Below are 22,351 nucleotides of genomic sequence, written 5' to 3'. Positions count from 1 at the left end.
GCCGTCCAGGGTCGGACGGGGTGTGGTCAGGGGGCGACGAGTTCCTCGTCGCGTGCGGCGGAGGCCCTGCCGCGCGGGCGCAGCAGGCGCAGCGGGCCGGCCGTGCGGCCGCGCCGGGCGAGCCGGCGCACGACGAGGTCGCCGAGGAGCTGGACCGCGGTGACGATGACGACCAGCTCGGCGACGATGACCCACATGAAACCGGTCTCGAAGCGGAGGTAGCCGTAGTTGATGGCGAGGGTGCCGAGACCGCCGCCGCCGACCGTGCCGGCCATCGCGGAGTAGCCGATCAGCGCGATGACCGTGGTGGTCAGCGAGGCGACCAGGGCGGGCAGCGCCTCGGGCAGCAGGGTCTTGCGCACGATCGTCCAGGTGCCGCCGCCCATCGCCTGGACGGCCTCGACCAGGCCGCCGTCCACCTCGCGGACGGACGTCTCGACCAGTCGGGCGAAGAACGGGATGGCGCCGACGGCGAGCGGCACGGTGGCGGCCTGCCAGCCGATCGAGGTGCCGACCACCGCCCGGGTGAGCGGGATCAGCGCCACCATGAGGATCACGAAGGGCAGCGAGCGGCCGACGTTGACGACCGCGCCGATGACCTTGGTGACCGGCAGGTTCTCCAGCAGGCCGCCCTTGGCGGTGAGCACCAGCAGGATGCCCAGTGGCAGGCCGATCAGGATGGTGGCCAGCGTGGCGATGCCGACCATCTGGAAGGTCTCGACGGTGGCGGGCTTGATCAGCTCCAGCATCTGGTCCCAGGTCATGCCACCGCTCCGTCCATCGCGTCGAGCACGTCCACCTGCAGGCCCTGCTCGCGCAGGAAGCCGATCGGCACCACGTTGTCGTGGTGGCTGCCGGGGAGTTCGACGCGCATCCGGCCGACCATCCGGCCGGCGATCGTCTCGACCGCCGCCCCGAGGATGTTGATGTCGATCTGGTAGGTACGGGCGAGCTGGGAGACGAACGGCCGGGCGGAGCTGTCGCCCTGGAAGGTGATCTCCAGGACGGTGCGCCCGGCGTGGCCGGAGCCGGACTCGCCGAGCGGGAACAGCTCGCGGGCGAGCTCGGATCCGGGCGTGGCGAGCAGGTCGGTCAGCGCGCCGGACTCGACCACCCGGCCGCCGCGCATCAGGGCGGCCGAGTCGCAGACCGACTTGATGACGTCCATCTCGTGGGTGATCAGCAGCACGGTGAGGCCGAGCTGCTGGTTGAGCTCGCGCAGCAGCTTGAGGATGGAGCGGGTGGTCTCCGGGTCCAGCGCGGAGGTCGCCTCGTCGGAGAGCAGCACCTTGGGGTCGCCGGCCAGCGCGCGGGCGATCCCGACCCGCTGCTTCTGCCCGCCGGAGAGCTGGCTCGGGTAGCTGCGGGCCTTGTCGGTGAGGCCGACCAGGTCGAGCAGCTCGGCGGCCTTGCGGCGGCGCTGCTGCCGGTCCAGGCCGATGATCTCCAGTGGGAGTTCGACGTTCTCCTGGACCGTCCGCGAGGACAGCAGGTTGAAGTGCTGGAAGACCATGCCGATCCGGCGGCGGGCCTCGCGCAGGGCGCTGCCGGCCCGCCGCTCGTGGCCGCCGAGGGCGGTGAGCTCCAGGCCGTCCACCGTGACGGTGCCGGAGCTGGGGCGCTCCAGCATGTTCACGCAGCGGATGAGGGTGCTCTTGCCGGCCCCGCTGGTGCCGACGACGCCGTAGACCTCGCCCTCGCGCACGTGCAGGTCGACGCCGGCGAGGGCGGTCACCTCGCGGCCTTGCGAGCGGTAGACCTTCGTGAGGTCGGTGGTGGTGATCACAGCTGCTTCCGTGGGTCGGGGGCGGGCGGCGCGCTGCCACCGGCGCGGACTGCGGACGGTGACGCGCGGCGGAACGCCGTTGAGGGTCCTCCCGGGCCTGCCACCGCCCGCGCCGGGGCGGCGCGGGGCGCGACCCTGTCGGGTCCGCGCGGGACCGGGTCGGGGGGCGGGCGGGAAGGGAGGGCGGCGCTCCGCGACGGGGAGCTCCGGGGTTCTCGCTTCGGGGCGCGAGGGGAAGGCGGTGGCCCTCAGTACTGACACATGCGCGGACACGCGCACCGGTGGGTACGACGGCACATGGCGCGCTCACCTGCCGGCATGGTGCCGGTGGGGGGCCAGTTCGTCGTCGTGGTCATACGAGCCAGTAAATCAGACTGCTCGATTCAATCCCATATTTCAGGATCCGGTGTCCGAAATACGGACACGGTCGTGTACTGCCGGGCACCGAGGGGCACGGGTGCCCGGGAGTCGGCTCGGCCTACGCGGCCAGCACGCTCGGCACGGGCTTCTCCAGGACGACGTAGCTCAGCTCGCCGCCGAGCGGCCGCACGCCCGTCTGACGGTAGCCCTGGCGGGTGTACAGCCGCAGGTTGCCGAGGCTGCGGTGACCGGTGAAGAGCCGGAAGCCCACCACCTGGCGCTCCTCCAGCAGCCGGCGCTCCATCGCCTCCAGCAGGCGGCCGCCGAGGCCGTGGCGCTGCATCCGGGGGTGGACCACCAGACGCCCTATCCGGCCGACACCGCCCTCGTCGACCCGGCCGCGTACGGTGCCGACGACCTCGTCGCCGAGGCGGGCGACCAGGACGTGCCGCTCGGCGAGTTCCGTCCGCAGGCTGTCCAGGGTCTGCGTCAGCGGCTCGATGCCCCAGTCGCCGTACAGCTCGGCCTCGCTCTGGAAACCGAGGTACTGGAGCTTCAGGATCTGCTCCGCATCCTCCTCGGACGCCACCGAGATGATCACACTCATGCCCATGTGCAGGGGCCTCCCCATCGTTTGTCTCCGGCGCGCAGAAGTGAGGGTTCCGCACCGGATGCTCTGCCGGAGATGTGCCCGGCCGGGGATCGGCCCTGACCGGGGTTGGCGCACGAACGTACCAGTCCGACCCGGGGACGTCGTCCACCGGGCCGACTCGCGCTCACGCTCAGTATCCGTGCGATCGCGCGACCGTCAAGAGTTACGTTCGCCACGGCTCTACCCCAGCGACGCCTGCTCTCAACCTTCCGGCCTTCCGACGTGTCGAGCGTCACGCCCGCAGGCCGTGCAGCAGGGTCCGCAGGCAGGCCAGGCAGCGCGAGCGGGTGGGGCCGATGCTGCCGCGCGGGATGCCGAGGCGCTCGGCCTGCTCACGGTAGGTGAGACCGGGCGCGTCGGCGAGCGCGGCGAGCAGCTGCGGGCAGCGGCCCGGCAGGGCGGCCAGCGCCGTCCGGACGGCCCGCCGGCGGCCGGCCGCCAGCACCTGCTCCTCCGCCGACGGGACGCCCCCGGCACCCGCGTCGCCGACCGGGACGAGCCGCTCGTCGTGGGCCGTCCGGGTGAGCCGGCGGCACTCGCGCAGCGTCAGCGAGCGCAGCCAGGGAACGGGGTCGCGGGGCAGTGCTCCCCCGGCGGCGTGTTCGCAGGCCAGCAGCCAGACCGCCTGTTCCAGGTCCTCGGCGTCGAGCCGGTGGCGGCGCGCCAGGACGGCGGCGAGCGGGGCGAAGGCGGGGCGCAGCTCGGTGGCGCGGCGTTCGGTCAGCACACCGGGTACTACCGCCCGGGGGCGGCCCCGGACACGGCCGCGCCCGCGCGGGTACGGCTAAGGGGGCGCGACGGTCGCCCGTCACGCCCCCTTCGTCAGGTGCTTCCCAGTCAGGTGCGTCTCAGCCCTGGAGCCACTCCTGCTGGACGGCCAGGTCGGCCTTCAGCTCGGCGAGCTGGACCGCGACGGCGGACGGGGCGGTGCCGCCCCGTCCGTTGCGGGAGGCGATCGCGCCGTGCACGTTGAGCACCGAGCGGACCTCGGGCGTCAGGTGCCCGGAGATCTCGGCGAACTGCTGGTCCGTCAGGTCGGACAGCTCGATGCCCTGGCCCTCGCAGACCTTGACGCAGGCACCGGCGACCTCGTGCGCGACGCGGAACGGCACGCCCTGCTTGACCAGCCACTCGGCGATGTCGGTGGCCAGCGAGAACCCGGCCGGGGCCAGCTCCTCCAGGCGCTCGCGGTGCACGGTGAGGGTGGCCATCATGCCGGTGAAGGCCGGCAGCAGCACCTCCAGGGTGTCGCAGGAGTCGAAGACCGGCTCCTTGTCCTCCTGGAGGTCCCGGTTGTAGGCCAGCGGCAGCGCCTTGAGGGTGGCCAGCAGGCCGGTCAGGTTGCCGATCAGCCGGCCGGACTTGCCGCGCGCCAGTTCGGCGATGTCCGGGTTCTTCTTCTGCGGCATGATCGAGGAGCCCGTGGAGAAGGCGTCGTGCAGCGTGATGAAGCCGAACTCCTTGGTGTTCCAGATGATCACCTCTTCGGCGATCCGGGAGAGGTTGACACCGATCATCGCGGTGACGAAGGCGAACTCGGCGACGAAGTCGCGCGAGGCGGTGCCGTCGATGGAGTTGGCGACCGAACCGCCCTCGAAGCCGAGCTCGGCGGCCACGGCCTGCGGGTCCAGGCCGAGCGAGGAGCCGGCCAGCGCGCCCGAACCGTACGGGGAGACGGCCGTGCGGGTGTCCCACTGGCGCAACCGCTCGGTGTCCCGGCCCAGGGCCTGGACGTGGGCGAGCACGTGGTGGGCGAAGAGCACCGGCTGGGCGTGCTGCAGGTGGGTTCGGCCCGGCATCGCCGTGTCGGGGTGCGCCTCGGCGAGGCCGACCAGAGCGTGCTGCAGGTCGAGCACCAGCCCGCCGATGACCTTCGCGTGGTCGCGCAGGTACATCCGGAAGAGCGTGGCGATCTGGTCGTTGCGCGAGCGGCCGGCCCGCAGCTTGCCGCCGAGGTCGGCGCCGAGCCGCTCCAGCAGGCCGCGCTCCAGCGCGGTGTGCACGTCCTCGTCGGCGACGGTGCCGGTGAACGTCCCGGCCCGGACGTCGGCGAGCAGCCGGTCCAGGCCGGCCAGCATGCCCGCGAGTTCCTCGTCGCTCAGCAGACCCGCCTTGTGCAGGACCCGGGCGTGCGCCTTGGAGCCGGCGATGTCGTACGGCGCGAGCCGCCAGTCGAAGTGCACCGAGGCGGAGAGCCTGGCCAGCGCCTCGGAGGGGCCGTCGGCGAAGCGCGCGCCCCAGAGTCGGACATCTGCAGTCTGGTCGGACGACATCGCGTGGGCTCCTTGCGTGGGTAGCGGGAGGTCCCGGCTGCCGGGGTGCAGCCGGGACCGTGGGCGGATCCGGTCAGGCCTGGTCGCGGCGGGCCGCGATCTTGGAGGAGAGGCCGAAGATCTCGATGAAGCCCTTGGACATCGACTGGTCGAAGGTGTCGCCGGTGTCGTAGGTCGCCAGGTTGAAGTCGTACAGCGACTGGTCCGACTTGCGTCCGTCGACGACCGCGCGGCCGCCGTGCAGCACGAGCCGGATCTCGCCGGAGACGTGCTGGTTGGCCTCGTTGATGAAGCCGTCCAGGGCGCGCTTGAGCGGGGAGAACCAGAGGCCGTCGTAGACCAGCTCGGCCCAGCGCTGCTCGACCTGCCGCTTGTAGCGGGCCAGCTCGCGCTCGACGGTGACGTTCTCCAGGGCCTGGTGGGCGGTGATCAGGGCGATCGCGCCGGGGGCCTCGTAGATCTCGCGGGACTTGATGCCGACGAGGCGGTCCTCGACCATGTCGAGCCGGCCCACGCCCTGCGCGCCGGCGCGCTTGTTGAGCTCCTCGATCGCCTGGAGCACCGTCACCTTGCGGCCGTCGATCGCGACCGGCACGCCGGCCTCGAAGGTGATGACGACCGTGTCGGCCTCACGCGGGGTGGCCGGGTTCTGGGTGTACTCGTAGACGTCCTCGATCGGGGCGTTCCAGATGTCCTCCAGGAAGCCCGTCTCGACGGCGCGACCGAAGACGTTCTGGTCGATCGAGTACGGGTTCTTCTTGGTGGTCACGATCGGGAGGTTCTTGGCCTCCGCGAAGGCGATCGCCTTGTCACGGGTCATCGCGTAGTCGCGGACCGGGGCGATGCACTTCAGCTCGGGGGCCAGCGACTGGATGCCGACCTCGAAGCGGACCTGGTCGTTGCCCTTGCCGGTGCAGCCGTGGGCGACGATGCCGGCGCCGTGCTTCTTGGCGGCGGCGACCAGGTGCTTGACGATCGCCGGGCGGGACAGCGCGGAGACCAGCGGGTACTGGCCCTGGTACAGCGCGTTGGCCTTGATGGCGGGGAGGCAGTACTCGTCCGCGAACTCGTCGCGGGCCACGGCGACCTCGGCCTCGACGGCGCCGCAGTCCAGCGCCCGCTGACGGATGGCGTCCAGGTCCTCGCCGCCCTGGCCGACGTCGACCGCGACGGCGATGACCTCGGCACCGGTCTCCTCGGCGATCCAGCCGATGCAGACGGACGTGTCCAGACCGCCCGAATAGGCGAGTACGACGCGCTCGGTCACGGCTTTCTCCTTCACGAACGGAATGCGAACAGGGCGCAGAGCCGGGATCCCCCATGCACTGCTAGGTATAAGTATGCACGACACCGTATGAAACTCAAAGCCGGACGGGCATGGCCGCGCCGCTTCACCAGGGCCGTCGCGGGCGGGGCCGCTCCCGGGGCGCCGACCGCCTCGGCGCGGGGCTCCCCCGGCGGCCGGCGGCGGTGACCGCGCCCGCCTCGGGGCCGGCCTCCGGCGGGAGACCGCTAGGAGCGGGTCTGGGCGAGCTGCATCAGGTGGTCGGCCAGTGCCTGGCCGCCGGCCGGGTCCCGGCTGATCAGCAGGACCGTGTCGTCGCCCGCGATGGTGCCGATGATCTCGAACACCTCCGCCTGGTCGATCGCCGAGGCGAGGAACTGCGCCGCGCCGGGCGGGGTGCGCAGCACCACCAGGTTGCCGGAGGCGGTGGCCGAGACCATCAGCTCGCCGGCCAGTCGGGCCATCCGGCCCTCGCTGGCCGACTCCCCCATCGGGGCGCGCGGCGTGCGGTCGCCGCCCTCGGCCGGGACGGCGTAGATGAGCGCGCCGTCCCGGTTGCGGATCTTCACCGCGCCCAGTTCGTCCAGATCCCGGGAGAGGGTGGCCTGGGTGACGACCAGTCCGTCGTCGGCGAGCAGCTTGGCGAGCTGGCTCTGCGACCGCACGGGCTGACGGGTCAACAGGTCCACGATCCGCCGGTGGCGCGCGGCGCGGGTCTGCGGGACCTGCGACATCGGCCCGGCGGCGGGCTGGCCGGAGTGGGGTGCGGTCATATGAATGATTCTCCCGGACTACGCGCGGGCCGCAGCGGGCGGGGCGCTCTCGCGGACCGACCGGAGGACACCGGGCAGCGCGGCCAGGAAGGCGTCCGCCTCCTGCTCGGTGAGCACCAGCGGCGGGGCCAGCCGGACGGCGTCCGGCACCGCGGCGTTCACCAGGAAGCCCGCGTCCTGGGCGGCCGCCTGGACCTTGGCGGCCACCGGCTCGGTCAGCACGATGCCGAGCAGCAGGCCGGCGCCGCGCACGTGCGAGACCAGCGGGTCGCCGATCGCCTCGATGCCGAGGCGCAGCCGCTCGCCGAGCTTGCGGGTGTGCTCCAGCAGGCCCTCGGCCTCGATGGTGTCCAGGACGGCCAGCGCCGCCGCGCAGACCACCGGGTTGCCGCCGAACGTGGTGCCGTGGTTGCCGGGGTGCAGCAGGTCGGCAGCCGGGCCGAAGGCCACCGTGGCGCCGATCGGCAGGCCGCCGCCCAGGCCCTTGGCCAGGGTGACCACGTCCGGCTCGATGTCCGCGTACGCCTGGTGGGCGAACCAGAGACCGGTACGGCCGACACCGGTCTGGATCTCGTCCAGGACCAGCAGGGTGCCGGTGGCCCGGGTGATCTCGCGGGCCGCCGCGAGGTAGCCGTCCGGCAGCGGGACGGCGCCGTTCTCGCCCTGGATCGGCTCCAGGAAGACCGCGGCCGTCCCGGTGGTGACGGCGGCGCGCAGCGCCTCGACGTCACCGAAGGGCACGTGGCTGACGTCGCCGGGCAGCGGGCGGAACGGGTCCTGCTTGGCGGGCTGGGCGGTGAGCGACAGGGCGCCCATCGTCCGGCCGTGGAAGGCGCCGTCGACCGAGACCAGATGGGTGCGGCCGGTCAGCCGGCTGATCTTGAACGCGGCCTCGTTGGCCTCGGCGCCGGAGTTCGCGAAGAACACCCGGCCGTCGTACCCCTCGCCGCCGTCCGGCCGGGCCCGGCCGAAGAGCTCGATCAGCCGCTCGGCGAGGCGCACCGTCGGCTCGGCGATGAACAGGTTGGAGATGTGGCCGAGGGTGGAGATCTGCTCGGTCACGGCGGCGACCACGGCCGGGTGCGCCGTGCCCAGGGCGTTGACCGCGATACCGGCGATGAAGTCGGTGTACTCCTTCCCGTCGGCGTCCCAGAGCTTGGCGCCCTCGCCGCGCACCAGCGGGATCCGCGGGGTGCCGTAGTTGTCCATCAGGGCGTGCTGCCACCGCCCGGTGAGGTGTTCGTTGCTCGTCATGCCAGGCCCCCGGTCACGGTCGTCTCGTCGTCCGGCACGACCATCGTGCCGATTCCCTCGTCGGTGAAGATCTCCAGCAGCAGCGAGTGCTGCACCCTGCCGTCCAGGACGCGGGCGGTGCCGACGCCGGAGCGCACGGCGTTCAGACAGCCCTCCATCTTGGGCAGCATGCCGGAGGCCAGGTCCGGCAGCAGTGCCTCCAGCTCGCTCGCGCCGAGCTGGCTGATCACGTCGTCCGAGTTCGGCCAGTCCGCGTAGAGGCCCTCGACGTCGGTGAGGACCACCAGCATCTCGGCGTCGAGCGCGACCGCCAGCGCGGAGGCGGCGGTGTCCGCGTTGATGTTGTAGACGTGGCCGTCGGTGCCCCGGGCGATCGAGGAGATCACCGGGATCCGGCCGTCCGCGATCAGTGCCTTGACGGCGCCGGCCTCGATGTTGACGATGTCGCCGACCAGGCCGATGTCCACCGCCTCGCCGTCCACCACGGCGTAGCGTTTGACCGCCGTCATGGTGTGGGCGTCCTCGCCGGTCATCCCGACCGCGAACGGGCCGTGGCCGTTGAGCAGCCCGACCAGTTCGCGCTGGACCTGGCCGGCCAGCACCATCCGGACCACGTCCATGGTCTCCGGTGTGGTCACCCGCAGGCCGTTGGTGAAGGAGGACTCCAGGCCGAGCTTCGCCAGCTGCGCGCTGATCTGCGGGCCGCCGCCGTGGACGACGACCGGGTGCAGTCCGGCGTATCGCAGGAAGACCACGTCCTGCGCGAAGGCCGCCTTCAGGTCCTCGTCGATCATGGCGTTGCCGCCGAACTTGATGACGACGGTCTTGCCGTGGAAGCGCTCCAGCCACGGCAGCGCCTCGATGAGGGTGAGGGCCTTGGGCAACGCGGTGTTGTTGCGGGCCTGTTCACCCTTGGGTGCGATCTGCACGGTCTACGTCTCCGGCTCGGGTGGGTGGGTGCGGACGCGCGGCGGCGCGGGCCGTCAGGTCGAGTAGGCGCTGTTCTCGTGCACGTAGTCGGCGGTGAGGTCGTTGGTCCACACCGTGGCCGAGGCGTCGCCCGCGTTCAGGGCGGCGGTGATGACCACCTCGCGGCCGCTCATGTCCACCAGGTCGCGGTCCTCGCCGACACTGCCGTCCCGGCAGACCCAGACGCCGTTGATGGCGACGTCCAGCCGGTTCGGGTCGAAGGCGGCGGAGGTGGTGCCGATCGCGGCCAGCACCCGGCCCCAGTTCGGGTCCTCGCCGTGCAGGGCGCACTTGAGGAGGTTGTTGCGGGCCACCACCCGGGCCACGTCGACGGCCTCGTCCTCGGTGGCCGCGCCGGTGACGTCGATCCGGATGTCCTTGCTCGCCCCCTCCGCGTCGCCGATCAGCTGCCGGGCCAGGTCGGCGCAGACCGCGCGGACGGCCTCGGCGAACTCGGCCACGTCCGGGGCGGTCCCGGCCGCACCCGAGGCGAGCAGCAGCACGGTGTCGTTGGTGGACATGCAGCCGTCGGAGTCCACCCGGTCGAAGGTGGTGCGGGTGGCGGCCCGCAGCGCGGCGTCCAGACCGGCGCTGTCGACCTCGGCGTCGGTGGTGAGCACGACCAGCATGGTGGCCAGGCCCGGCGCCAGCATGCCGGCGCCCTTGGCCATGCCGCCGACCGTCCACCCGGCCGGGCTGGTGACCTGCGCGGTCTTGTGCACGGTGTCGGTGGTCTTGATGGCGATCGCGGCGGCCTCGCCGCCGTCCGGGGCGAGCGCCGCGGCGGCCTGCTCCACACCCGGCAGCAGGAGGTCCATCGGCAGCCGCAGACCGATCAGGCCGGTGGACGCGACCGCCACCTCACCGGCGTTGAGCTTCAGCTCCTCGGCCACCTTCTCCGCGGTGGCGTGGGTGTCCTGGAAGCCCAGCGGGCCGGTGCAGGCGTTGGCGCCACCGGAGTTGAGGACGACGGCGGAGAGCCGACCGCCCTTGAGCACCTGCTCCGACCAGAGCACCGGCGCGGCCTTGACCCGGTTGGAGGTGAAGACGCCGGCGGCGGCCAGCGACGGGCCGTCGTTGACCACGAGGGCGAGGTCCGGGGTGCCGGAGGCCTTGATCCCGGCGGTGACGCCGGCGGCACGGAAGCCCTTCGCCGCCGTGACACCGATGGAGGGGTGGTTCGTCACGGTGCTACTCCGATCAGGGGGAGGCCCAGCGCCTCGGGCAGGCCGAGGGCGATGTTCATGCTCTGCACCGCGCCGCCGGCGGTGCCCTTCACCAGGTTGTCGATCGCGCTGATCGCGATGATCCGCCCGGCGTGCTCGTCCAGGGCGACCTGGACCAGCGCGGCGTTCGAGCCGTAGACCGAGCTGGTCTGCGGCCACTGCCCCTCGGGCAGCAGGTGGACGAACGGCTCCTCCGCGAACGCCTCGGCGTACGCGGCCCGGATGGCCTCGGCCGTCACGCCGGGCTTCGCCTTGGCGGAGCAGGTCGCCAGGATGCCCCGGGGCATCGGCACCAGCGTCGGCGTGAAGGAGACGTTGACCGGCTCCCCGGCGACCGGGGTGAGGTTCTGCGACATCTCGGGGGTGTGCCGGTGCGCGCCGCCGACCCCGTACGCGCTGACGTTGCCCATCACCTCGCTGCCGAGCAGGTGCGGCTTGGCCGCCTTGCCGGCGCCGGAGGTGCCGGAGGCCGCGACGATCACCGCCTCGGGCTCGGCCAGCCGGGCCGCGTACGCGGGGAACAGGGCCAGCGAGACGGCGGTCGGGTAGCAGCCGGGGACGGCGATCCGGTTGCTGCCCTTGAGCGCGGCCCGGTGGCCGGGCAGCTCGGGCAGTCCGTACGGCCAGGTGCCGGCATGCGCGGAGCCGTAGAACTGCTCCCAGTCCGCCGAGGCCTTCAGCCGGAAGTCGGCGCCGCAGTCGACCACCAGGACGTTCTCGCCGAGCTCCTCGGCCACGGCGGCGGACTGGCCGTGCGGCAGCCCGAGGAAGACCACGTCGTGCCCCGCCAGCACCTCGGGGGTGGTGGGCTCCAGCACGCGGTCGGCCAGCGGCAGCAGGTGCGGCTGCAGCGCGCCGAGTCTGGCACCGGCGTTGGAGCCACCGGTCAGCGCACCGATCTCGACCTCGGGATGCCCGAGCAGCAGGCGCAGAACCTCGCCACCCGCATACCCGCTCGCTCCGGCTACGGCGACTCGCAATGCCATGACGTTCCCTCCTAGGACTTGGCATGAATATACGCACCACGGAACATTCATGCAAGGAGGGGGCTTGCACCCGGCCGGAGCCGACGCCGCGCCGGGAGGCCGGCACCGGTACGGCCGGATACGCGCTCGGCCCCGGTCCGCCCCGCCCCCGGCGGCAGGTCACGCATCCATGATCGCCCCTTTCCGCCCGGCCGCGCCCGGCCGGGTCAGGACGCCGGGATCCGACGGCTCCGCCGGGAGGGTTCCCGGCGCCGGGACGGGCAGGATTCCCGGTGGCCGGCCGACGGGCGCCCGGCCGACGGTGCCCGGCCGACGGGCGGCGGTGACCAGGCGCTAGCCGACCAGCGCCTGGGTGCCGAGGACGGCGAGGAGCGCGAGGCGTTCGGCGTCCTCGGTGCCGGGTTCGGCCGTGTAGATCATGATCCGCAGATCGCTGCCGGCCACGGTGAGCACGTCGCAGTCCAGCGTCAGGGCGCCCACCCGCGGGTGGTCGACGGTCTTGCGCGACGCCTCGTGTCGGCTCACGGATCCGGAGTCCCAGAGCCCGGCGAACCGGTCGCTGTTCGCGCGGAGCTCCGCGATCAGCCGCCGCAGCCGCTGGTCCGCCGGATACCGGTTCGCCGTCGCCCGCAGCTGGGAGACCTGCGCGGCCTCCAGCGCGCGCAGCGACTCCGGAGTGTGGCGCACGCGGCTGCCGGAGCCGAGGAAGGTGCGCCACACGGCGTTGCGCTCGTCGCCGCGGTACTGCCCCATCAGGGCCGTGTACAGGGGGTTGGCCAGCAGCAGCGTCCACATCGCGTCGCTCACCGCGACGGGCGTCCCGGTCAGCCGGTCCAGCATCCGCTGGACACTCGGTGTGACGTGGGCGGGGACGGTTCCCCGTCCCGGCGGGACGAGCCCGGCGACGTGGAACAGGTGCTCGCGTTCGGCCCCGGACAGCCGCAGCGCCCGGGCCAGGGCCTCGACGACCTGCTCCGAGGGGTTGGTCGCCCGGCCCTGTTCGAGGCGGGTGACGTAGTCGACCGAGATCCCGGCCAGCAGGGCGAGCTCCTCACGGCGCAGCCCGGCCGCGCGCCGGTGGCCGCTGACGGGCAGCCCCGCCGCCGCCGGCGAGACCCGGTCACGACAGCGCCGAACCGTGTGCCCGAACTCCGTGGTCGCCATGGCTCCACTGTGCACCACCCCGGCCGCGTCTTCCTGGCACCGGCGGTCCCAGGAAGACGGGACACCTGGCTGCCCCCGCGGCCCCGCCGCATCGTGGTGGCATGGCAACCACACTGATCACCGGAGCGAACAAGGGTCTCGGTTTCGAGACCGCCCGCCGGCTCCTCGCCGCGGGCCACACCGTCTACATCGGCAGCCGCGACGCCGAACGCGGGCGCCTGGCCGCCGAACGGCTGGGCGCGCGAACGGTCCTCCTGGACGTCACGGACGACGCGTCGGTGGACGCCGCGGTGCGGGCCGTCGAGCGCGACGGCGGGCTGGACGTGCTGGTCAACAACGCCGGCGTCGAGGAGCGGGACGCCGCGAACGGCGTGATCGGCGCCGCCGACGTGACGGCCGAGCTGATGCGCGGGACTTTCGAGACGAACGTCTTCGGCACGGTGCGCGTCACCCACGCGTTCCTGCCGCTGCTGCTGCGTTCCGCCGCGCCGGTGGTGGTCAACGTCAGCAGCGGCCTGGCCTCCCTGACCGAGGTGACCACCCCGGGCACGCCGCGGTACACCTACCCGGGCGTGGCCTACCCGGCGTCCAAGGCGGCGGTCAACATGATCACCGTCCAGTACGCGAAGGCGTTCCCGCAGATGCGGATCAACGCGGTGGAGCCGGGCTTCACCCGGACCGACCTGAACGGGAACACCGGCGTCCAGAGCGTCGAACAGGGCGCCGGGATCATCGTCCGGATGGCACAGCTGGGCCCCGACGGCCCCACCGGCGGCTACTTCGACGCCGAGGGCCCGCTGCCCTGGTAGCGAGGTCCCGCCGACGGGCACCGACGTGCGCCGCCGGGTGGCCGCCGGCAGGACGCGGGGCGGGGCGGTGGGCGGACGGGCCGGGCCCGCTGGAACCCGCGCGAACCCGCCCGGCCCCGCCCCCGGGACGCTCTAGAGTGGTGCCATGGCTCCGGACGAGGGGAGCGTGCGGGTCGACGCCTGGGTGTGGTCCGTACGGCTCACGAAGACACGATCGCTGGCCGCGGCGGCCTGCCGGGCCGGACACGTCCGGGTGAACGGCGAGCGCGTCAAGCCGGCCCAGGCGATCCGGGTCGGCGACGAGGTGCGGTTGCGGCAGGACGGCCGGGAGCGGGTGGCCGTGGTCTCGCGGATCGTCCGCAAGCGGGTCGGGGCGCCGGTGGCCGCCGAGTGCTTCGTCGACAACAGTCCGCCGCCGCCCGCGGAGAGCGGCGCCGGGGCGCCGGCCGCCGAGCGCGACCGGGGCGCGGGGCGCCCGACCAAGCGCGACCGCCGCGAGATCGAGCAGCTGCGCGGCTGGTGAACACGGCGCGCGAACCGGCCGCCCGCCCGCGGTGACCGCGGCGCGGACTCACCCGGGCAGGGAGTCGTCCAGGACCTGGGCGAGGAAGCGGTCCACGTTCGCGCGGGTGCGGGCGATCTGCTCGTCCAGGGTCAGCGACTCCTCGGGCCTGCTGACCAACGGGGACTTCTTCAGGCCGCGCAGGTGGAGCGAGCAGGCCAGATCGGCGCACATGTAGGTGCCGACGGAGTTGCCCTGCCGGCCCGCGGCGCCCGCGCGGCGGGCGGTGAGCAGGGCGACGCCGCTGCCGGCGTGCACACTGATGCAGAGCGAGCAGACGTTGGTCCTGGTCAGGCTCCGGCGGACGTTGGGCACCCGGAGGGTGACCCCGACCGGGCCGCCGTCGCGCTCGGCCACCAGATAGCTGCGGTCGGGCGCACCCGGATCACGCCAGCCGAGGAAGTCGAGCGACTCCCAGGGGAGTTCGGCGAGCCCCCGGGGCAGGCTGAGCCGGCCGGCCTCGCCCTTGGAGCAGTTGACGAAGGACTTGCGGATCTCGGTCTCGCCCAGCGGATTCATGATGATGGAACCTAACACCGCAGACCGGGACAGGTCACCCGGTTTACCGGCTACCCACCGGGCCCCGACGGCCCCGGGCCGGACGCTCCCGGGCGGACGCCGCTCCCGGGAGGTGCAGCGCCGGGGAGGTGCCCCGCCCGGGAGGGCGGCGTCAGACCTTCAGTGCCACGCCCGCGTACGCCGAGACGGCCTGCCAGCCCTCCGGCGGGCCCTCCGGACCGGGCCGCCAGAGCGGCAGCTGCACCAGGCCCGGCTCCACCGGCGTGAAGTCGCCGAGGAGGCTCTCCACCCGGGAGCGCTCGCGCAGCACCAGCGGGGCGCTCGCCCGGCTGTAGACACGGACGCCCTCGTCCGCACTCGACCTGGGGGCGAAGTCCGGGCTGCCGTGCGAGAGGATCAGCGCGCTGCCCGGGGCGAGCGCGTCCCGCAGGGTCGCGACGATCTCGTCGACGCCCTCCTCGTCACGGACGAAGTGCAGGACGGCGACCAGCATCAGCGCCACCGGCTCGCCGAGGTCGATCGCCTGCTTCAGGCCGGGGTCGGCGAGGATCGCGCCCGGATCCCGGAGGTCCGCCTGCAGCACGGTGGTGTGGCCGTCCCGGTGGCCCGCCAGCAGGGCGCGGGCGTGGGTGGCGACGATCGGGTCGTTGTCGACGTAGACCACCCGGGCGTCGGGGGCCACCCGCCGCGCCACCTCCGTGGTGGAGCCGACCGCCGGGATGCCGGTGCCGATGTCGAGGAACTGCCGGATGCCCAGGCCGGCGGCGTACTCGACCGCCCGGCCGAGGAACGCGCGGTTGGTCCGGGCCAGCAGCGGCAGCGCCGGGTAGGCGGCGATGGCCGCCTCGGCGGCCCGGCGGTCGGCCTCGAAGTTGTCCTTGCCGCCGAGGTAGTAGTCGTACATCCGGGCGGGGTGCGCCGTCTCGGTGTGGAGCTCGGTGGGGGGCTTCAGATCCTCGGCCCTCGCCCACCGCCAGGCGTCGCCGGCCGCCGCGCCGCCGCCCGGAGCCGGGGCCCCGTCCCGCGTACCCGCAGCACCCTGTGTCGCGTCCTTGTCCATACCGTCCGCCCCCTAGCGATACACCCCACGTGTCGCGGGAATCGTATCCAATGACACTCCGTCGGCCCACGGCGCCCACGGCCGCCTCGAATCGCCCGGATTGCCTGTCATATCTATGCTGCTCAGTGATGACTGCCGACCGACGCACCGTGCTGCGTACCACTGCCGGACTGGCCGCCCTGACCGCCCTCGGCGGTGCTCTCGCCGCCTGCGGGGACGCCGCGCCGCCCGCTCGCCGCTCGGCCCCGCCCGGCCTCGCCGTCCGGGCGAGCGGCGAACCGCCGGAGGTCGACCCGGCCTTCCCGCCCACCGATCCGGTGGCCGCCGCGCCCGGGGCCACGTCCTCGCCGCCTCCCCCCGCCGGGGCGGCCGAGGCTCCCGCGGCCCCGGTGGCGCCCGTCCTGGCGCCGCTCGCCGCCGGTACCCCGGTGGAGGTGGTCAACGGGCCGCGCGACCGCAAGCAGGTGGCGCTGACCTTCCACGGCGCGGGCGACCCGGGGATGGCCACCGCTGTCCTGGAGATCGCCGAGCGGCGGGGCGTGCGCCTCACCGTGATGGCCGTGGGCAGCTGGCTGGACCAGCAGCCGCAGATGGCACAACGGGTGCTGGCGGGCGGCCACGAGCTCGGCAACCACACCCAGAACCACCAGAACATCACCGCGATGAGCCCGGACCAGGCGCGCGCGGAGATCGCGCAGTGCGCCGAGCGCCTCCAGCAGCTCACCGGCTCGATCGGCCGGTGGTTCCGCCCGTCCGCCGCCCAGTACGCCTCCCCCATGGTGCGCGACCAGGCCCGCCAGGTCGGGTACGAGCACGTGCTCTCCTTCGACGTGGACCCGCGCGACTACAACGACCCCGCCTCGGACGTGCTGCAGCGGCGGCTGCTGAACGCGGTCCGGCCCGGCTCGGTGGTGGCGCTGCACATGGGGCACCAGTGCACGATCGACGGACTGCCCGGCATCCTCGACGGCCTCGACAAGGCCGGCCTGACCGCGGTGACGGCCAGTCAGCTCTGCGTGTAACCGCGCGTGGACCCGGACGCGGGAGTGCAGGCCCAGGCGCGGGAGTGCGGGCCCAGGCGCGGGAATGCGGGCCCAGGCGCGGGAATGCGGACCCGGACGCGGGAATGCGGGCCCAGGCGCGGGAGTGCGGACCCGGACGCGGGAATGCGGGCCCAGGCGCGGGCGCCGACCGGTGGGCCCGGCGCCCCCGGGCGGCCCGGTCAGGCCACGGGGTCGTCCGCCCCGTACGGACGCAGCCGCAGCGTACGGGCGTCCGCCTCGCGGATCGCCTCGGCCCGGGCGACCAGCTCCGCGAGGTCGTCCCTGCCGACGTGGATGAACCGGCCGTGCAGGGCGTCGAAGCGCCCGCGTGCCGCGTCCACCGTGACCGCCACCATGTACGGGATGCTGCCCCAGGTCTTCATGTCCTTGAACATCGGCATCCCGGCGGTCATGTCGGTGGCGACCGCCCCCGGGCTGATGTCCAGCACCACGACGTGGTGCGGCGCGAGCGAGTCGGCGATGTTGTCGGAGAGCTGGAGCAGGGCGCCCTTGGACGTCGCGTACGCCGTGTACTGCCCGTCGGGGCGCAGTGCGAAGCCCGAGTTGAGGTTGATCACCCGGCCCCGGCGGCGCTCCACCATGCCGGGCAGCACGCAGCGCAGCATGTTGAAGGGGCCGCGCAGGTTGGTCTCCACCACCTGCCACCACTGGTTGGGGTCGGCCTCCCAGAGCGGCACCTCGGCGCGGTCGACCTGGCCGGCGTTGTTGACCAGCAGGTCGACCGGCCCCAGATCGCGCTCCACCACCCGGACGGCCTCGCGCACCGAACCGACCCGGGTCACGTCCGCGGTCACCGCCACACCCCGGGCGCCGTGGCCGGCGCACTCCTTGAGCGTGTCGATCAACGTCTGCTGGGTGCGCCCGAGCAGACCGACCGCCATGCCCTCGGCGGCCAGCCCGACGGCGATCTCCCGGCCGATCCCCCGGCCGGCCCCGGTGATCAGTGCGACCTGGCCTGCGAGCGATCCCGTCGGCATCCCTGCTCCCTCCTCGGCGTCCCCGCATTGTCCCCTCCGGCCTGCGGCGGGACCCTCGGCCACACGGCCGACGTGATCCGCGTCATCCGATCGGCCCAGCCCAGGAGCAGATGGCCGGCGCGCCGGCGCGGGGTAGTACCGTCGTCGGGGCGGCGCACCGGGCCACGACACCCGGCGGGCAGCCTCCTGGACAGCACAGGACTGGACAGCAGGACGCTGGGCACCCCAGCACCACCGAAGGGCAAGTGAGTGAGCGACATCGCGCGCGTCGGAGTCATCGGCTGTGGCCTCATGGGGTCGGGCATCGCGGAGGTCTTCGCCCGGGCCGGGCTCGACGTCCTGGTCTCGGAGGCCGGCGGCGAGGCTCTGGAGTTCGGCCGCACCCGGCTGACCAACTCCCTCGACACGGCGGTCGGTCGCGGCAAGCTCACGGCCGAGCAGCGCGACGACGCCATGGCCCGTCTGGCGTTCACCACCGACCTCGCCGACTTCGCCGACCGCGACCTGGTGGTCGAGGCCGTCGCCGAGCGCGAGGACGTCAAGATCAAGATCTTCCAGACGCTGGACCAGGTGGTCGAGCGCCGGGACGCCATCCTCGCCTCCAACACGTCCTCCATCCCGATCGTGAAGCTGGCCGCCACCACCTCCCGCCCCGAGCAGGTGATCGGCCTGCACTTCTTCAACCCGGCCCCGGTCCAGCGGCTCGTCGAGGTCATCCCGACGCTGACCACGTCCGCCGAGACCACCGCCCGCACCGAGGCCTTCGCCACCCAGGTCCTCGGGAAGGAGCCGATCCGCGCCCGCGACCGCGCCGGCTTCGTGGTCAACGCCCTGCTGGTTCCCTACCTGCTCTCGGCGGTCCGGATGTTCGAGTCGGGCGTGGCCACCGCCGCCGACATCGACAAGGGCATGGAGGCCGGCTGCGCCCACCCGATGGGCCCGCTGCGGCTCTGCGACCTGATCGGCCTGGACACCATCGTCTCCATCGCCGAGTCGATGTACCACGAGTACAAGGAAGCGCTGTACGCCGCTCCCCCGCTGCTCTCCCGGATGGTCGACGCGGGGCTGCTGGGCCGCAAGTCCGGGCGCGGGTTCTACGACTACACCGCGAGCGCCTGACCTGCAGTTCTGTCGGGGCCGCCCCGACGTTCGACGCCCCGCCCCCTGTGAGGCGAATCCTGGGGGCGGGGCGTCTCGTCGCGGCTGGGGTCGGTACGTCAGGCAGATGGTTGACGATCTCCGGGTCGATCGCCGGGAGGGCCGCGAGGTACGTCGCGAGCGCGCCGGCGTCCGGAATGGGCGGCAGGTCCGCAGCCCGCGGGACCGCGCTGCTGGTGGCGGGTGCGGGCGGCCCCCCGGCCACCGCGGCGGCGCCGGACGGCAGCCATGATGGGGGCGGACGCCGCCGACCTCCGGACGCCGCCGAGGTCCGGGAGCCGCCGACCTCCGGACGCCGCCGAGGTCCGGGAGCCGCAGGACGCATAACAGCGGCCAACGCGGAGAAACCCTCCCGGTAGCGGCCCTGGTCCGGGCGGCGGGGCAAGCCGTCACCGGGTCGGCCGGCCGGAGCACGGGAGAGGACGTAAGGGATGTCGCAGGAGCAGTCGGCGGGCGCCGGGCAGGACGTGGTGCGAGGCCTGGTGGGTTACCGGGTCGAGGCGACGGACGGGCACGTCGGGAAGGTCGACCGGCACACCGCCGGGGTCGACGAGCGGCACATCGTGGTGGACACCGGCGTCTGGGTGTTCGGCACCGAGGTCATGCTGCCCGCCTCGGTCATCACCCGGGTGGACCACGCCGCACACACCGTGTGGGTCGCCATGTCCAAGGCGGACGTCAAGCAGGCGTACCGGGACGAGACCGCGGGGTACTACGGCAGCGGCGGGTGAGCTGAAACGGCTCCTCCGGGGCAGACGTCTGCGCGGCACGCGGATCCGGGGCCGGTCGGGCACCGGGCGGATGCCCGTGAAGGAGCCCAGGTGACCGAGATCCACAGCCACCGTGAGGAGGCCCGGCCGCCGACCGGAGCGCAGCCGGGCGGCCCCCGGACGGCCGAACCGCAGACGGCCGAACCGCTGCCGCTCGAACCGCAGACGCCCGAGCTCCGGACGGCCGAACCGCAGACGGCCGAACCGCTGCCGCTCGAACGGTCGAGCCCGACCGGCCCGCCTCCGGCGACGCGGCCCGAGGGGGCGCAGAGGTCGGGCGCGCCGGCCGGGGCGGAGAGCGTCGCGACCGTGCTGGTCGCGGCGGGGGCGAACCTGGGGATCGCGATCGCCAAGGCGGTGGCCGGGCTGCTCGGCGGCTCGGGCGCGATGCTCTCCGAGGCGGCGCACTCGGTGGCCGACACGGTGACCGAGCTTCTGTTGCTGACCGCCCTGCGGCGCAGCCGGCGGCCCGCGGACGAGGAGTACCCGCTCGGCCACAGCCAGGAGCTCTATCTCTGGGCCCTGCTGGCCTCCGTCGCCACCTTCGTGGGCGGCGCGCTCTTCGCGTGCTGGGACGGCGTGCACACCCTGCTGTCCCACCGCGAGCCCGGGCCGGCCGGCCTGTCGTTCGTCGTCCTCGCGGTCAGCTTCGCGCTGGAGGGCGTCTCGCTGCTCAAGGGGCTGCGGCAGGTCCGCGGTGAGGCCGCCGGGGCCGGGCGGTCGGTGCTGTCGCACCTGAAGCGCACGCACGACACCACCGTGAAGGCGGTGGTGATGGAGGACTCCGCCGCGCTGGTCGGGCTGCTCCTCGCCGCCGGCGGTCTGCTGGCCGGTGTGCTGACCGGGAGTTCGGTCGGGGACGGCGTCGCCTCGCTGCTGATCGGCGTCCTGCTGGCGCGGGTCGCCTGGGTGCTCGGGCGCAGCAACGCGTCCCTGTTGATCGGGCGCGCGCTGCCGTCCCGGACCCGGCAGGAGATCCGGGCCGAGTTGCTCGGGATCCCGCACGTGGAGACGGTCGCCGGTCTGCTGACGGTGGTGCACGGACCGCAGGACGTGACCGTCGCGGCCAAGGTCGGGTTTCGCGACCTCGCCACGGTCGCGCAGGTGGAGGCGGCCTGCGAGCAGGCCGAACGGCGCCTGCGGGAGCGCTTCCCCGCCGTACGGCGGGTGTACCTGGACCCGACGCCCGACCACGGGGACGGACGGCGGGAGCCGGCCGCGTCCGAGGGAGCGGCGCGGACGTGACGGATGCCCGCCGGTGGGGGCGCGCAGCCGACGGCGGGCGGGAGGCGGCGGGCGCGCAGCCGACAGCGGGCGACGAGCAGGCGGCGGGCGAGGAGCGGGCGGCGGGTCGGGGCCGGGCCCGCGGACGGTGGACCGCGCGGACGTGACGGGGCCCGGGAGCGGTATCCGGCTCCCGGGCCCCTGCTTGCCACCCAATTGCTCGCGCCAGCACGTTTAAGAGCGGTGGATCATTCTCATAGCGTCGTGCTCTGCCTTTGAACTACCGTGCCACGGGAGAGGCACAGACGGGACTTGAACCCGCATCCGATGCTTCCGGTCCACCCTCGGTCGATCTGGCGCTCGGCGGCGAATACTGAGACTTGAGCGAGAATCTGAGTCTGATCGGGGCTGCCTCTGCCCTTGGGCCACCCCGGCGTGACAGTGCCGGGGGGAGGATTCGAACCTCCACCGATACCCCATCTTCAGCTTCAACGTCAGTTTCAGCTTTGCGCTTTCGCGCACCCCTCGCGCTCGACGAGGGGGGATCATGAGGCTACCCGAACAGGTAGCCGAACACCGCGTCGCCGACCCGCTGGTCGGTGACCTCGGCGCTGTTGGCCTCCTCGCGGGCGAACTGCACGGCCTGCTGGAGCTTCTCGACCCGCTCCATCAGCTCGTTCACCCGCCGGGCCGGCAGGGCGCCGGAGAACTTGACGGTCGTCCAGTAGCCGACCGGGATGTCCTCGTAGTAGACCTCGACCTGCGCCGGGTGCTTCTCGGTGGCCTCGGCCTTCACGTGGTTGCGCGGGACCTTCTTGGTGCGGATGGTCCGCACCGGGTCGGTCTTCCACGCGTCGGTGGAGGCGTCCAGGTTCCAGGACTCGGAGGCGTCCAGCACCGGCAGCTTGCGCACGAAGGTGTGCAGGTCCGTCAGCTGCTTCTCCAGGAAGAGCAGGTACGTCACCGGCACCTGGGTGAGCAGGGTGCGGCCCTCCAGGACGACGTCGGCGCGGGCCGAGCAGTTGGCCCAGTCCTTGGTCGCCGTGACGTCGAACAGCCGGGTGAGGGTCGCCGCGGTGGTCCGCAGGACGTCCTCCGCCTTGGCCTGGACCCGGGTGGACTCGGGCGGGAGCTGCTCGCCCTCCTCGTCCTTGGGCTGGTACGTCCGGGAGATGCCGGCCAGCAGTGCGGGCTTCTGCAAACCCTGGTGAGCGTGCGTCAACTCCTGGAAGGACTTGGACTTGACGCCCTTTTCGACGGCGATGATCTGATTCAGCTTGGCCACGGGCAGGACGCTAGCAGGCTCGGCGGCGCGCTGTCGTTCGATTAAGAGGGACCGGCACATGGTGGGTGGATGAAGGAGCGGCGTTCGGGCCGGGTCCGGCAAGGCGGAGGATGGAGCAGCAGCGGAGCTGCGGTGACCGACGACAACGCAGTCCAGACACGGGCCCGGGCGTCGCGACGCCGCCCACCGTGTGCC

The 22,351-nt window shown here is 73.2% G+C and carries 22 protein-coding genes; 6 read left to right on the top strand and 16 right to left on the bottom strand.

The features are described from left to right. Nucleotides 1-26: 26 nt before the first annotated feature. The 12 genes from OG823_RS28240 to OG823_RS28185 form a co-directional block, all read right to left on the bottom strand. Nucleotides 27-764 carry a methionine ABC transporter permease gene (locus tag OG823_RS28240; RefSeq protein ID WP_371482891.1) on the bottom strand — a complete coding sequence of 246 codons (738 nt, stop codon included), beginning with the start codon at nt 762-764 and terminating at the stop codon, nt 27-29. After that, nucleotides 761-1,786: a methionine ABC transporter ATP-binding protein gene (locus OG823_RS28235; RefSeq protein WP_371482889.1), complete on the bottom strand. Its 1,026-nt coding sequence runs from the start codon at nt 1,784-1,786 to the stop codon at nt 761-763. The genes OG823_RS28240 and OG823_RS28235 overlap by 4 nt, the downstream gene beginning before the upstream one ends. A gap of 478 nt (nt 1,787-2,264) precedes the next feature. Further along, a complete protein-coding gene (locus OG823_RS28230; protein ID WP_371482888.1) occupies nt 2,265-2,759 on the bottom strand; it encodes a GNAT family N-acetyltransferase in 495 nt (164 codons plus the stop codon). 271 nt (nt 2,760-3,030) lie between these two features. After that, the gene (locus OG823_RS28225) at nt 3,031-3,525 is read right to left on the bottom strand and encodes an RNA polymerase sigma factor (protein WP_371482887.1); all 495 of its coding nucleotides are present in this window, start codon (nt 3,523-3,525) and stop codon (nt 3,031-3,033) included. Nucleotides 3,526-3,646: 121 nt separating this feature from the next. Next, nucleotides 3,647-5,071 carry an argininosuccinate lyase gene (gene argH / locus OG823_RS28220; RefSeq protein WP_371482885.1) on the bottom strand — a complete coding sequence of 475 codons (1,425 nt, stop codon included), beginning with the start codon at nt 5,069-5,071 and terminating at the stop codon, nt 3,647-3,649. Nucleotides 5,072-5,144: 73 nt separating this feature from the next. Next, entirely contained in the window at nt 5,145-6,338 is a 1,194-nt protein-coding gene (locus OG823_RS28215; RefSeq protein WP_371482883.1) for an argininosuccinate synthase, read from the bottom strand. Between the two features lie 245 nt (nt 6,339-6,583). Further along, the gene (locus tag OG823_RS28210) at nt 6,584-7,129 is read right to left on the bottom strand and encodes an arginine repressor (protein WP_371482881.1); all 546 of its coding nucleotides are present in this window, start codon (nt 7,127-7,129) and stop codon (nt 6,584-6,586) included. A gap of 18 nt (nt 7,130-7,147) precedes the next feature. Further along, entirely contained in the window at nt 7,148-8,383 is a 1,236-nt protein-coding gene (locus tag OG823_RS28205) for an acetylornithine transaminase (RefSeq protein WP_371482879.1), read from the bottom strand. Continuing rightward, nucleotides 8,380-9,312, bottom strand: coding sequence for an acetylglutamate kinase (gene argB, locus OG823_RS28200; protein WP_371482877.1), 933 nt, complete (start codon nt 9,310-9,312; stop codon nt 8,380-8,382). The genes OG823_RS28205 and argB overlap by 4 nt, the downstream gene beginning before the upstream one ends. A 54-nt stretch (nt 9,313-9,366) precedes the next feature. Then, nucleotides 9,367-10,521 carry a bifunctional glutamate N-acetyltransferase/amino-acid acetyltransferase ArgJ gene (gene argJ / locus OG823_RS28195; protein WP_371484683.1) on the bottom strand — a complete coding sequence of 385 codons (1,155 nt, stop codon included), beginning with the start codon at nt 10,519-10,521 and terminating at the stop codon, nt 9,367-9,369. Between the two features lie 14 nt (nt 10,522-10,535). Continuing rightward, nucleotides 10,536-11,564, bottom strand: coding sequence for an N-acetyl-gamma-glutamyl-phosphate reductase (argC, locus tag OG823_RS28190; protein WP_371482876.1), 1,029 nt, complete (start codon nt 11,562-11,564; stop codon nt 10,536-10,538). 333 nt (nt 11,565-11,897) lie between these two features. Next, complete coding sequence (locus OG823_RS28185) at nt 11,898-12,728, bottom strand: helix-turn-helix transcriptional regulator (RefSeq protein ID WP_371482874.1); 831 nt, start codon at nt 12,726-12,728, stop codon at nt 11,898-11,900. 101 nt (nt 12,729-12,829) lie between these two features. Between OG823_RS28185 and OG823_RS28180 the strand changes: the two genes are divergently transcribed. Beyond that, nucleotides 12,830-13,537: an SDR family NAD(P)-dependent oxidoreductase gene (locus OG823_RS28180; protein WP_371482873.1), complete on the top strand. Its 708-nt coding sequence runs from the start codon at nt 12,830-12,832 to the stop codon at nt 13,535-13,537. A gap of 145 nt (nt 13,538-13,682) precedes the next feature. Beyond that, complete coding sequence (locus tag OG823_RS28175) at nt 13,683-14,060, top strand: RNA-binding S4 domain-containing protein (RefSeq protein ID WP_371482872.1); 378 nt, start codon at nt 13,683-13,685, stop codon at nt 14,058-14,060. Nucleotides 14,061-14,108: 48 nt separating this feature from the next. Here OG823_RS28175 and OG823_RS28170 read toward each other — a convergent pair whose 3' ends face one another. Then, nucleotides 14,109-14,618 (bottom strand): FBP domain-containing protein, encoded by a 510-nt coding sequence (locus OG823_RS28170; RefSeq protein WP_371482871.1) that lies wholly within the window; start codon nt 14,616-14,618, stop codon nt 14,109-14,111. A gap of 151 nt (nt 14,619-14,769) precedes the next feature. After that, nucleotides 14,770-15,678, bottom strand: a complete 909-nt coding sequence (locus OG823_RS28165) for an SAM-dependent methyltransferase (protein WP_371482870.1) — start codon at nt 15,676-15,678, stop codon at nt 14,770-14,772. Nucleotides 15,679-15,806: 128 nt separating this feature from the next. On the opposite strand from OG823_RS28165, the gene OG823_RS28160 reads away from it, so the two are divergent. Continuing rightward, nucleotides 15,807-16,700 (top strand): polysaccharide deacetylase family protein, encoded by an 894-nt coding sequence (locus tag OG823_RS28160; protein ID WP_371482869.1) that lies wholly within the window; start codon nt 15,807-15,809, stop codon nt 16,698-16,700. A gap of 200 nt (nt 16,701-16,900) precedes the next feature. Here the strand turns inward: OG823_RS28160 and OG823_RS28155 are convergent, their stop codons facing one another. Beyond that, nucleotides 16,901-17,719, bottom strand: coding sequence for an SDR family NAD(P)-dependent oxidoreductase (locus tag OG823_RS28155; protein WP_371482868.1), 819 nt, complete (start codon nt 17,717-17,719; stop codon nt 16,901-16,903). 249 nt (nt 17,720-17,968) lie between these two features. On the opposite strand from OG823_RS28155, the gene OG823_RS28150 reads away from it, so the two are divergent. The 3 genes from OG823_RS28150 (at nt 17,969) to OG823_RS28140 (ending at nt 20,892) form a co-directional block, all read left to right on the top strand. Then, entirely contained in the window at nt 17,969-18,838 is an 870-nt protein-coding gene (locus tag OG823_RS28150) for a 3-hydroxybutyryl-CoA dehydrogenase (RefSeq protein WP_371482867.1), read from the top strand. Between the two features lie 470 nt (nt 18,839-19,308). Then, complete coding sequence (locus OG823_RS28145; RefSeq protein ID WP_371482866.1) at nt 19,309-19,608, top strand: PRC-barrel domain containing protein; 300 nt, start codon at nt 19,309-19,311, stop codon at nt 19,606-19,608. Between the two features lie 246 nt (nt 19,609-19,854). Beyond that, a complete protein-coding gene (locus tag OG823_RS28140; RefSeq protein WP_371484681.1) occupies nt 19,855-20,892 on the top strand; it encodes a cation diffusion facilitator family transporter in 1,038 nt (345 codons plus the stop codon). Nucleotides 20,893-21,424: 532 nt separating this feature from the next. Here the strand turns inward: OG823_RS28140 and OG823_RS28135 are convergent. Further along, nucleotides 21,425-22,156, bottom strand: coding sequence for a hypothetical protein (locus OG823_RS28135; RefSeq protein ID WP_371482865.1), 732 nt, complete (start codon nt 22,154-22,156; stop codon nt 21,425-21,427). Between the last annotated feature and the right edge of the window lie 195 nt (nt 22,157-22,351).

The sequence above is a fragment of the Kitasatospora sp. NBC_00315 genome (genome assembly GCF_041435095.1).
GTDB lineage: Bacteria > Actinomycetota > Actinomycetes > Streptomycetales > Streptomycetaceae > Kitasatospora.
Note: the sequence above shows the minus strand (reverse complement) of the source record. Positions and strands in the feature narration are given on the sequence as shown.